This window comes from Anaerofustis sp., assembly GCF_019420015.1.
Classification (GTDB): Bacteria; Bacillota; Clostridia; order Eubacteriales; family Anaerofustaceae; genus Anaerofustis.
In genome coordinates this window covers 1-13,000 of record NZ_JAHZIA010000039.1, presented here as the reverse complement: position 1 = coordinate 13,000, position 13,000 = coordinate 1, and the positions used below count along the sequence as shown (strand labels likewise).

Sequence of the window (13,000 nt, the reverse complement as noted above, 5' to 3'; positions counted from 1 at the left end):
TTACACCTCTATGATTTCATCTTTACTTAAAAAGTATATATAACTGTGTGTTACTTTCTTTTTCATTAATTCTGATATTGCTTTTTTATAGTATTCAAGTTGGGTTTTATAATCTTTTATAAGCAATGCCTTTTTTTCTTCTGTATTATAATGGCTTGTTTTATAATCGACCAATATCATTTCATTTTCATTTGTTTCGAATGTTAAATCTATTATACCCTGTACAAGTATTTCTTCTTCACTGTCTTGCCACTTCTCGGGTGAAATGTCTTTTGCTTTTAATGCCAAGTTGAAAGGCAGCTCTCTGTATATTTTTTTTGATTTTAGTAATTTTATTCCTATATCGCTTTTAAAAAAATTATATATGTAATTTATATTTATGCTTTCAAGTTCTTTTTGTGCCAGAATTTCTTTTTGGATCATTTCTGCCAATTGTGCATTTATTTCTTCTTTTATATTGTTTGCGTTTTTTAACTTTTCTATATCTATTACTTCAAATATAAAATGAACTATGTTACCTTTTTCGGCTGCAGAAATTTCACTTTCCTGTTGTCTGAACTTAGGTTCTTCTCTTAAATTTATTACATTGCTGCCAGCTTCTAAAAGGTCTGTATTTTTTAGACTGCTGACTCCTGCTTTTCTAGGGATTTTAGTATTTATGATATTTTTATATGTAAAGTTTAATGCATCTTTTATATAGGATATTGTTTCATCGTCAATAAGGTATTCTTGCTCTTCGTTTTCTTTATTTGTATTTTCGTCGGGTTTTAAAAATGAGTTTATACTTTTTTTGTATACAATATAATTCTCATCTTCAAATACGATATTTTTATCTTTTGTAAACTCTTTTTTTGCAAGTACTCCTTTTAGTATCCATTCTATATATGAGTTGGAAAATTCAATCATATATGGGCTTATTTGGCTAGGGATATTATCTAAGTATTTGCTGTTTTCTTTGATGTTTGCAGTTATTATGAGTTTTTCCTTTGCTCTTGTGAGTGCAACATATAAAAGGCGCATTTCTTCACTAAGCATTTCATTGTTCTCAACTATTTTTGCACTTGTTTTAAATATGCTATCTACTTTGAATTTATTGTCTAAATCTATAAGGGTAGGGCATATGCCGAGATCTTTATTGAGCATGATTGGTTTTTTCGTGTCGGATTTATTAAATATTTTGTGGCATCCCATGAGTATTATTATCGGAAATTCAAGTCCTTTGCTTTTATGTATGGACATGAAATTTACGCTGTTCTCGTTGTTTTCGTTGAATGCATATCCGCTTTCATTTTGTATTTTGGCATATTCCATAAAATTAATAAAACCATATAGACCCTCATTTGAAAAACTCTCGTATTCTTGGGCTTTTATTAAGAGTGTTCTTAAATTATTTTCTCTTATGTTTCCGAAAGGAAGTACTTTCATGTATTCCATAAGTGCTGTTTCTTCATATATATTGGATATAAGTTCCGTTACAGACATATAAAGACTCTTTTTGCTGTAATTTTCTATTGTATTTATCATATTGTTCAGCTTTTTTTGAAGTGACTCATCTACGTTGTCTTTTTTTATATACTCGATTACGCATTTATAGTAATAACGGTTATTAGTTGCTATTTTTATCTGTAAAAGTTCATCTGCTGAAAAGTTGAATATTGAACTTCTCATTACCGATAAAAGTGTTATATCGTCTTTAAAATTGTTTATGATGCTTAGGAAATCTTTGACGGTTTCTATTTCAAGGGTGTTGAAATATTCAATTTCTTTTTCACTCATAACGGGTATTGAATATTTGTTAAATATTTCTTTTATGCTTTTTATTCTTGTGTTGGCGCTTCTGTGTAATATGCAGATGTCGCTGAATTTTATTTTTCTGTAGTCTTTTATTTCCGGATCATAAATTTTTTTACCGATTAAACTATTAATCATAAGGGCAATATAAGTTATTTCTTTTTCTTCGTCACTAAGTACAGAGGCTTCGTCTTCTGCCTTGATACTGTCAATGAGATGTATTTCCGTCTTGCTTTGTATATCTTCATTTCTTCCTGGAATTAATTTTTCATTATCGTCATAATCTATCTTGCCTATTTTTTTTGACATTATTTTTTCAAACAGATTATTTATTCCCTGTATAATATTTTTATTTGTTCTGAAGTTGCTGTTCATATAAATGGTTTTGTTTATATCATTATTTTTTTTGTATTTTTCTATTCTGTCTAGAAATATTTCCGGTTCTGCTTGTCTGAAACGGTAAATACTTTGTTTTACATCTCCTACGGTAAATAAGTTATTTTCTTGTATTACTTTTTCAATTATTGCTTCCTGCACGAGGTTGGTATCTTGGTATTCGTCTACGAATACATAATCAAATTTAGATATTATTTCTTTTCTTGCGTCTTCGTCTTCCAGTATTTTTAAGCATAAGTGTTCCGTATCTTTAAATTCCAAAACACCTTTTTCTTTTTTTAGTTCTGAGTAATATTGGTCAAATTCTATTATTGATTTTTCTATGTTTTTCATATGTGGATACAGGTTATGCAAAGTTTCTTTTATATCATGAAAATTAAAATTCAAGATACTAAGTGCCTTTTTTAATATTGTTTTGCTTTCATTCCTGTATTTTTGAATTTCATCTTTTTGTTCTTTATCCAAGTCTTTGGATTTAAATCTTTTAAAAATATCCGAAATTTTTATTTCTATAAATTTTTCCGGATTGTTATAAAGGGTATTTTTTGCATTTTTTATTTCATTAATATCGTTGTTTAATAATTCTATTAGTGTTTTATCTGCTTTGAATTCAAGTGCTTTTTTTTTCGCTGTATTTGAATAATCCAAAGAGAGTGAGAGATAGCCGGATATTTTTTCTTTGATAATAGACATATAAATACTGTTGTTTAAATCATCAAAGTTGTCCTTGAAAATATCCACGTTTTTTTTCAGCCATAAAAACGGATTTGGTCTGTTGTAGATGAAGAAATATATTTCTTTTAAAATGTTTTTAAATTCTTCTTCGTCTGCATTGAATGAATATGACAAGGAAGTATTGATAAAGCTTTCATCTTTATTTTTATATCTTTCTTCAAAAAGCTTATCGAAGGCCTCGTTCATTAATATATTTGCGTTTGTTGAGTCTATTATTTTAAATGCAGGGTCGGTATCCACAAGATGATAATACTCTCTTATGATATTTATACAAAATGAGTGAAGAGTGGAAATATTTGCCTTCTCTAAATTTGATATTTGCTCGAAAAGAAATTTTTTATCACTGTTGCTTTTTTTTATTTCATTATATAAAAGCTTTCTTATTTTTTCTTTCATTCCGCTTGCTGCCGCATTGGTAAAAGTTACAACAAGAAATTTGTCTATGTCTTTTTTTTCTTCAAGCATAAGTCTTATTATACGGTTTGTGAGAATTGCTGTTTTTCCGCATCCTGCTCCCGCGCTTATAAGGAGGTTTTTATCGTTTGTCGTTATCGCATTTTGTTGACTTTCAGTCCATTCCATTATTTGCTTCCTCCTTTAATTTTTCTTTTATTTCTTTATTTGACATATTTAATGGTTTGTTGTAAGTATTTTCTTTGAAGCAGGTATCAAATTTACATATGTTTTTATATTTGCAATAGTCGCAAGGGGTATAGTTACTGTCGTCTTTATAAGGATGTATATCGATATTTCCGTTCATTATTTCATTTGCAATGTTGGTTACTGTCTTTTTTGTGTGCAATATTAAATTGGAAAAATCTTCGCCGGTCATTAAATTTGATTTGTCTCTTGTTATTTTTATTGAATTTTTCTGTTTATTATTGTCTATTTTTTCGATTATATTTGTGTCGTCAAGTACAACTCCGTCAAGTTTGTTTTCATTTACCGTTTCTTTTATTTTTTTGTATGTATTGGAATCTTTTATATTTTCTATAGGCGGAGTTATTTTAAAGTAAAAAGCTCCTGCCGGTCTTTTATTTTCTCCTATACTTGCCGCAGTTAAGTATATAGGAAGCTGCAAACTTATTCCGTAGTAATTTTTTAAGAAATCAAAAGTTATATTTCCTGTTTTATAGTCGATGACTTTTATAAACTTTCCGTTTTCATCTTCATACGTGTCTATTCTGTCAATGATTCCGTTTATTGTGATTACATTGTTTTTATTTGTTAAAATTTTAATGGATTCATTTTCTTCTTCATTGAATTTGCTTTCTGTTGCACTTATATGAAAATTACTTCTTTTTAATTCGGCTATAATTGTTGAGGTTGCGTAAGAAGCGTTTCTTAAAAGTTTATTCTTAAAATATTCGCTGTTTATAAGATTTCTTAATTTGCCCGAAGAATATTTTTCTGCTATTTTATCAGTTATGTCTTTTGATATTATATTAATTTCTTCTTCACTTACTTTGTTTGGATCTATTTCTTTATCTATGATTTTTTTTGAAAAATCCGAGATAATTTCGTGTAGTATGTTTCCTATATCCGGTTTGTTTATTTCATTTTTCTTCTTTTCTTTAGGGGATAGGGCATAAGAAACGAAATAACTAAAAGGACATTTTGCATATGTTTCCAGTCTGCTTATGCTGGTTATCAAATTTTCTTTATATATTTCATCTATTAAATTTTTATTTGATATTATTGCTCTGTTGTTAAAGGATAATGCACTATTCATAATATCCGTAAGATATTTACCCGTATCATTTTTTTGATATAAATCATAAACTTTTTCCCAAAGTGCTTTCGTTTTGTTATTTAAAGCTCCGTTTAATTTATAATTTAACAGATGTTTAAATGTTGCGTTGTAGTTTGAGATAAGTGATAGGTTGTCATTGAAGGAATTCTCGTTAAAATATTTTATTTTTAAATTTGGCATTATATCCTGTATTCTCATTATTATTGAGCTTGGACGCAGTTCATCTCCTTGTGGAGATGTTATAGGGTACGAAAAGAATATCTTTTTTTCTGTTTTAAGTATTATGGAAGTTAAGAAATAACGTTCTTCATTTACTTTATAACTGTCTGTTGTTCTTAAGCTTACTCCTTCATCTATTATCATCAATTTTTCCTTATTAGAGAAGATTCCGCTTGAAGATGAAAAATTGCTTGGCAAAATTCCGTCGTTTACTCCGAGTATAAATAAATATTTTATGTCAGTACTTCTGCTTCTTGACAAGCTTGCTACATTTACACTGTCTATTGTTGATGGGATTACGCCTATTTTTATTGCATTAAATCCGCTTTCAAGGACTTTTGTGTATTCTTCTATTGAAAGCTCTTCTTCTCCTATAAAATCATGCATTTGTTCAAAAGTCGTTAATAAACTGTTGTATATTTGTGCATATTTATTTGCGTTTGTATAATCATCATTTCTTTTAAAATGGTCTACCATTTTAATTATTTTTTCGTTTAATCCGTAATTTACGAGAAAATTATAAAATATATTTGTTATTTCTTTAGCTTGAGTTTTGTTTTTAAGTTCTTTTTTGAGTAGTATTATTGGACCCATAAATTCATCTTTTTTGTTGTTAAGATAATCCAACGAGTATTCATTGTTTATGTTGTTTCTGTTAAAATCTTTCAGCCACATAGAACCTCTTATGCCAAATTCTATTGTATAGTTTTCGAAGGTTTCTATATCCTCTTTTGATAAATCCGTCAGTCCCGTTTTTAAAAAAGAAATTATATCGTGTGTTTTAAAATTACCGCTTATTATATTCAGTATTTTGATTATCCCTCTGAGGATATTGGTATTTATAATGTTTGTCGTGTTATCAAGAAAATAACTTATATTGTACTTATTAAATGCTTCTGATATTATATCTTTATAAAGGTCGTAATCTGAAGGGAGCACTTGAATATCTTTAAAGTTTACTTCTTCCTTTTTTATAAGTTCGAGAATTTTTAAGGCGGTTCTTTCTACTTCTTCGTATATAGTATTTGCTTTGAAAATCTCGATATTTTTTATTTCATCTTTAAATTCATCGGTGCTATACGAAAAAAGATTATCTGACAGAAATTTAATGTCTTTTTCTTTTTCGTCTTCAGTTTCTTTTTGGATGTTGCATATTGTGTTGTTTTTTTCTGCTGTTTTTTTTAATTTATATATTGTATCGTCAATAATTTTATAAGCTTCGCTAATATTATTTTCTTTTGTGTTTGTTGTAAAAAGAAAGGTTTGTTTTATGTTCATTTGAATAAAGGATTCTATTAAGCTGTAAATGTTTTTGTCGAATCCTTCAAACCCGAAATAATATATTTCACAATTTTTTAAAAAAGCAGCATTATGTACATTTTGGCTGGCGAATAAGGTTAAATCATCAAAGTCGAGAAATTCATTGGCTAGAAACTCGTTATATGTTTTATAAATTTTATGAATATCCGATGTTTTTTTGAAGAAATAATCATCTTGTATCTCTCTTTTAAAATTATCAGGGTTTAATTCCTCACTTGTTACATTGCTTTTTTTCAATTCTCCGAACAGTTCACATATATTATCATTAAAAGATATTTTATTTGTAAGGGATTTGAAACATGTAAGTTCGTTTTTTAACTTATTTAATATAACTTTAATTACCATGCTTTTCCCGCTGTCATCAAGTATTGGTGGTAGTTTGCTTCTTGATTTTGAAAGTATTCTTCCCGTTAGTCTTTTTATGCTTAAAACTTCAATATCAATAAACCCCTTTGCGGTCAATTTGTCCGTAAGCATTCTCTCTGCTTCTACGGTAAATTGTTCAGGGACTAAGAAAAATATTTTGTTTGCTTCTTGATTTTGAAGTGTTTTTTTTATTCTTCGGCTTGCTTCGAAAAAAGCTTTTTCTTCTATGTAACTGAGTATAATATTTATCATTTTAATATCCTAGTTGGTTTAATCATCTTCGAATAATTTTATTTTTTCTAATTTATCTATGTTTATTTTAAGTCTTTTTATATATGAAACAAATTCCAATATATCGGCAGTGGTATATAGGGATTTATGACTTTGTTTTGTATATTTTAACAAGTTTTTTTCCTTGAGGTAATTTTTTACGTTTTTTACCATTTGTTCCGCCGGATCAAGAAGAGTTAGATTTTTATATATATTTTTTATTTCGTTTTCTATAATAGGAAAGTGGGAACATCCTAAAATCAGTTTTGATACATTTTTGTTTTTATTTAATATAGGCTCTATACATTCTTTTATTAGTGTGTTTAAAAGCGGTTTATTTTCGATTTGACTGTCTATGACCTTTGGAAGTCTTGTTGAGTCATTTGAAATTATTTTTATGTCAGTGTTTGACTTATTTATTTCTTTGTTATAAGAACCACTTTCAACGGTTGCTTTTGTTGCAATAAGCCCTATTAATTTGTCGTTGTCTTCTTTGCATTTTTGTAAAGCATATTCGCTTCCTGCTTCTACAATACTGAAAAGCGGAACGTTGGAAGTTAGTTTTTCGATATGTGAAGATATGGTATTGCATGCCAATAAAATTGCTTTTACATTTTGACTTTCCAAAAATGCAATCATTTTATTTGCAAAATAGATTATTTCATCGGTACTTTTGTTGCCGTAAGGCATTCTTTTTGTATCGCCTATGTATATGATGTTCTCTTTCGGCAAAAGTTTTTCCGTTTGCTTTAATACGGTAAGTCCGCCTACACCGCTGTCCAAGATACCTATCGGTAAATTTTTATTCATAAAATTTGACCTCTTTATGTTAATTTTTAGTTCTTATTGTGATTATTTTATCATAAATCACATAACATTAAAACAAGATAATTGAAGGAGACAGTTATGAAGTTTTGTTATGTGCGCGATATTGATAAATATGATGATAATATTTATTTAAGCGGCAAGGAAAGATTCTTTGATAAAATTTATAAATTTTTTTATAAGCAAAGAAAGGTTAAGGGACCTTATAATATTAAGGACGCTGCATTTAATATTGTAGGCAAGAGTATTTTTATTGATACGCAAAATGAATTGTGTGATAAGAATATGGATATAATATATAGAATTATAGATAAAGAAAATATTGAAGCATTTTGTTTTAATGATGATACGGATTTTAAAAATGCCAAAGAGTTTAATCTTCCTATTTTTAAAGGAGAAGATATTAGATTTCTTGCGTATTTTAATAAATTAAAAAATACGGTTAAAAATCCACAGAAATCTCAGATAGGAATTATAATAGATAAAAATACGGTTTATGAACATATTAAAATGATTTGTGAAATATTTCCTTTGGTTATATTTTTCCCTTTTGATTATTCATTTGGGCAAAGGGTTTCGGACAACATTTTAAAGGATATGGGTAGCAGTATATATGTAAGCAGAAATATAAACTCGGCTTCAAAATGTGAGCTTGTTTTCGATTTGAGTTTGGATAGACTCGGCGATAAGCTTAACTATATATGTTGTGAGAATTATATGTCTGTATATAAAAAAAACGAATATGTTAAAGCCGATAAAATAATCAATAATGTTAAATTAAAACCGAATAATTATGTTTTTGAAAATATGGATGATTCTTATTTTGATATGTCTGTTTTGGAAGGTCTTTTGTATTCGGATAATGTAATAAAAAGCAGGAAAGACATACTAAATGTAAATTTAGATGAATATTTAGACAGGAAATCTTTTAAATTGCATTTTTTTAATGAGAGTTAAGACTTGACATGATTAAATGTAGTTATTATAATAAACTGATTAATAAAAGAAAAATAAATAATTAAGAGGTAGTTAAATGGTCGGTAAAGAAGTAATCTTATCAAAAGAAGGGTATAAAGAATTAGAAGAAAGATTAAATTACTTAAAAGACGAAAAAAGACATGAAGTTGCTTTGAAAATCAAGGCAGCAAGGGAATTCGGGGATTTAAGTGAAAATGCCGAGTATGATGAAGCAAAGCAAGAACAAGGTTTTATAGAAGGTGAAATAAGAGAAATTGAGTATAAATTAAAAAATGCGTTAATATTCGACGATAATACGAAATCTAAAGGAGTAGTTTCACTGGGAAGTAAAGTTAAAGTTTACGATACCGATTTTGACGAAGAGGTAGAGTATGTTATTGTAGGTAGTGAAGAAGTCGACTTGGATAATAATAAAATTTCAAACGAGTCACCTATAGGAAGTGCATTGCTTGGTAAAAAAGTTGGAGAAATCGCAAAAGTACAAGTTCCGGACGGGGTAGTTGATTTAAAAATTTTAGAAGTAAATTAAGAATGGAGAGATTTAGCAATGAGTGATTATTATGATAATGTACCGGAAGTAGTTAAAGTAAGAATAGACAAATTTAAAGAGCTTACAGAAAGCGGCAAATATCCTTATAAAGAAAGCAGATTTGAATACAGTGCTTTTTGTAAAGATATAAATGAAAAGTTTGAGGAGTTTGAAGGTGAAAAAGTACGTATTTCCGGACGTCTTATGTCAAAGAGAGGTCAAGGGAAAGTAGGTTTTTACGATCTTATGGACTCTAGCGGTAGAATTCAGCTTTTCATAAAAAAGGATGTAGTGGGAGAGGAAGAATATGCCCTTATAAAATCTTATGATATAGGTGATATACTGGGTGTAGAAGGTGAAGTTTTCAAGACACAAAGAGGTCAGATTTCTGTTAGAGTTGAAAAAATCACAATGTTAAGTAAATCCATTCAAGTATTACCTGAAAAATTTCATGGGCTTAAAGATCCTGAGCTTAGATATAGGCAAAGATATGTTGACTTAATTATGAACCCTGAAGTAAAAGACGTCTTTTTAATGCGTTCAAAAATCGTAAAATGTATGAGAGATTTTATGGATGGAGAAGGGTTTGTAGAGGTTGAAACTCCTGTTTTAGGTACGCTTGCAGGGGGTGCAAATGCAAGACCTTTTATCACTCATCATAATACCTTGGATATTCCTATGTATATGAGAATAGCAACAGAGCTTCCTTTAAAAAGACTGATTGTCGGTGGGTTTAACAGAGTATATGAAATAGGAAGAATATTCAGAAACGAAGGTATGGACGCTACTCATAATCCTGAGTTTACAACGATGGAATCTTATCAGTCATATGCAGATTTTAACGATGTAATGGAAATGATTGAAAAGATGTTTGATTATATTGCTACAAATACTGTAGGTAGTGACAAAGTGACATATGGAGAACATGAAATTTCTCTTAAAGCACCATTTAGAAAAGCGAAAATGGTTGATCTTGTAACAGAAGCAACAGGTGTTGATTTTGATAAAATAACGGATCTTGAAATTGCAAGAGAAGAAGCTAGAAAACTAAATGTAGAACCTGAGCTTGATTGGGGTATAGGTAAAATTATTGAGGAATTATTTGAAGAACATTGTGAAGCAAACTTGATTCAACCTACATTTGTAACACATCATCCGGTTGAAATTTCTCCACTTGCTAAAAAATGTCTTGATGATGAAAGATATACTCAAAGATTTGAATTGTTTGTTGCAGGTCATGAATATGCTAACGGGTTCAGTGAACTTAACGATCCCTTTGATCAAAGAGAAAGGTTTGCTGCTCAAATGGAGAAGAAAGCAACAGGCGATGAAGAAGCTCATCCTTATGATACAGACTTTATTAATGCTCTTGAAGTGGGACTTCCTCCTACAGGCGGTGTTGGCGTAGGGGTGGACAGGCTTGTAATGTTGCTTACAAATCAAAGTTCAATAAGGGATGTAATCTTATTCCCGACGATGAAGCCGATTGACAGTGTAAATACTAAAGTTGGTGAATCTAATGTAGAATTAAAAGAAGAAGGCAAAAAGATTGATTTTTCAAATGTAAAAATCGAACCTCTTTTTGAAGAAATGATAGATTTTGAAACATTCTCAAAATCTGATTTCCGTGCTGTAAAAATAGAAAGCTGTGAAGAAGTTCCAAAGAGTAAAAAACTTTTAAAATTCACTCTTAATGACGGAACAGACAAAAAACGTACAATTTTAAGCGGTATTAAAGAATATTATTCTCCTGAAGAACTGATTGGTAAAACAGCTATTGCAATTGTAAATCTTCCACCAAGAAAAATGATGGGTATAGACTCTGAGGGTATGCTTATATCTGCCATACATGAAGAAGACGGAAAAGAAGGTCTTAACCTTTTGATGGTAGATGACAGAATACCGGCAGGGGCTAAGTTGTACTAAAAAAATAAGATGTAAATTTATATAGAAAGCAATTTCATTTTGAAGTTGCTTTTTTTGTTGTGTACATAAATTATCAGTTGTTCATGAAATAATAATATATATTTAAATCAAATGTTTTGAGATTTTGTACTGAAATATATGAAGTGTATTTTTTATAAAAGTTAAATTATCCTTATATAAAAATAATAAAGATTGTTTGAGAGTTTAAAAGTAAATATTTTATTAATAAATAAAATATATTTAGAAACGCTGTTATAATATAAAAAAGTATGTTTATATTAATACAAAATACATATACTTTGTAAAAGGAGCTTAAAAAATGAAAAAAGTTGTATCTGTTGAAAATATGAGAAAAAGCGATGCTCATGCAATAGAAAATTATATTTCAAGTAAAGCGTTGATGTATAAAGCCGGGAAAGGGGTATTTGAAAGTGTAGAATGGAAAGGGCATATTGCTGTTGTATGCGGAAGCGGTAACAATGCCGGGGACGGATATGTTATAGCAAAACTTTTAAATGAAAATAATATTTCTTGTACTATATTTTTAATAAAAGAAAAATTTTCTGGTGATGGGAAATATTATTTTGATGAATGTGTTAAAGCCGGGATTCCTGTAGTTTTATGTGATGATGACAGTTCCTTTGATGGGTTTGATATGATTGTTGATTGTATATTGGGGACAGGATTTAAAGGAGATGTGAGAGGTTTTGCCGGTACGATTATACAAAAAATAAACGAAAGCGGTTTATATGTTGTTTCTGTGGATATAAACAGTGGTTTAAACGGGGATAGTGGTATAGGCTCTTTGTGTGTCGAATCTGATATAACAGTTTCAATAGGGGATTATAAAAGTGGGCATTTTCTAAATATGGCAAAAGATGTAATCAAAAAGAAGATAAATTGTGATATTGGGATAAATATATTGGATGAGCCTTATTATCTTGTTGAAAAAGAAGATATTAAAAATATTTTTGCAGAAAGAAAAAATTATTCAAATAAAGGTACTTATGGCTATATTGCTTTAATCGGAGGATGTAAAAAGTACAGCGGAGCAATAAGATTAGCTTATATGGCAAATGCTGCGATGCGATCTGGTGCCGGTGTTGTAAAAGTAGCACTTCCGAATAGTCTTTGTAATTGCATAACTTCTCATATTCTTGAAAGTACATTATATCCATTAAAGGATAAAGACGGAGAAATTGTTTTTGATAAAGAAGAGATAGAAGCTTTGATAAAAAGTGTTAAGGTAATTGCTTTTGGAATGGGTATAGGTATCAGTGATGAAACTTATAAGTTGCTTGAATATATTTTAGAAAATTATGAAGGCAAGTTGATTATAGATGCAGACGGATTGACTATGCTTTCTAAAATGAATGATAATATATTCAAAGAAACAAAATGTAAAATTATATTGACTCCTCATATAAAAGAATTTTCTCGTTTGCTACACTGTGAAGTAGGGGATATTCTTGAAGCGCCGACAAAAAGAGCAATGGAATATGCAAAAGAAAAAGACTTAATAGTTTTGCTTAAGGGACCGGGAACCATCGTAACCGATGGTAAGCAAACATATATAACAGATACAGGCTGCTCGGGGATGGCAACGGCGGGGAGCGGAGATGTTTTGTCCGGTATAATATCTGCAGTATGTGCGTATAGTGATGATATGATTCTTTCTGCAGCGGTATCTGCATATATAAATGGAAGAGCCGGTGAGCTCGCCCAGGAAAGGTTAAATCCAATAAGTATGATAGCCGGGGATACTGTAAACAGTATTGCTGATGTAATAACAGAAATAATCAATAATTAGATGGTGTAAAAAATATAAATAAAAAAAGTAAAAAAAGTAAAGAAAAGGGATTGACAAAGTAAGGAGTATTTGATAATATAAC

General features: G+C 29.4%; 7 protein-coding genes. 4 read left to right on the top strand and 3 right to left on the bottom strand.

The features are described 5' to 3' along the window. The 3 genes from addA to murI are packed head-to-tail and all read right to left on the bottom strand — an operon-like array spanning position 1 to position 7,660. Entirely contained in the window at positions 1-3,504 is a 3,504-nt protein-coding gene (gene addA, locus QZ357_RS06410; protein ID WP_290773386.1) for a helicase-exonuclease AddAB subunit AddA, read from the bottom strand. Further along, entirely contained in the window at positions 3,491-6,832 is a 3,342-nt protein-coding gene (locus tag QZ357_RS06405; protein ID WP_290773383.1) for a PD-(D/E)XK nuclease family protein, read from the bottom strand. Before QZ357_RS06405 ends, addA begins: the two co-directional genes overlap by 14 nt. An 18-nt stretch (positions 6,833-6,850) precedes the next feature. Next, positions 6,851-7,660 (bottom strand): glutamate racemase, encoded by an 810-nt coding sequence (murI, locus tag QZ357_RS06400; protein ID WP_290773381.1) that lies wholly within the window; start codon positions 7,658-7,660, stop codon positions 6,851-6,853. Between the two features lie 96 nt (positions 7,661-7,756). Here murI and QZ357_RS06395 point away from each other — a divergent pair, with 96 nt between their 5' ends. The 4 genes from QZ357_RS06395 to QZ357_RS06380 all read left to right on the top strand — a co-directional run bounded on the left by QZ357_RS06395 (position 7,757) and on the right by QZ357_RS06380 (position 12,918). Further along, positions 7,757-8,632 carry a hypothetical protein gene (locus QZ357_RS06395; protein WP_290773378.1) on the top strand — a complete coding sequence of 292 codons (876 nt, stop codon included), beginning with the start codon at positions 7,757-7,759 and terminating at the stop codon, positions 8,630-8,632. 76 nt (positions 8,633-8,708) lie between these two features. After that, on the top strand, positions 8,709-9,182 hold the full coding sequence (greA, locus tag QZ357_RS06390) for a transcription elongation factor GreA (protein WP_290773376.1): 474 nt from the start codon (positions 8,709-8,711) through the stop codon (positions 9,180-9,182). Positions 9,183-9,200: 18 nt separating this feature from the next. Then, complete coding sequence (gene lysS, locus QZ357_RS06385; RefSeq protein ID WP_290773373.1) at positions 9,201-11,108, top strand: lysine--tRNA ligase; 1,908 nt, start codon at positions 9,201-9,203, stop codon at positions 11,106-11,108. Positions 11,109-11,427: 319 nt separating this feature from the next. Beyond that, positions 11,428-12,918: an NAD(P)H-hydrate dehydratase gene (locus QZ357_RS06380; protein WP_290773370.1), complete on the top strand. Its 1,491-nt coding sequence runs from the start codon at positions 11,428-11,430 to the stop codon at positions 12,916-12,918. Positions 12,919-13,000: the final 82 nt, after the last annotated feature.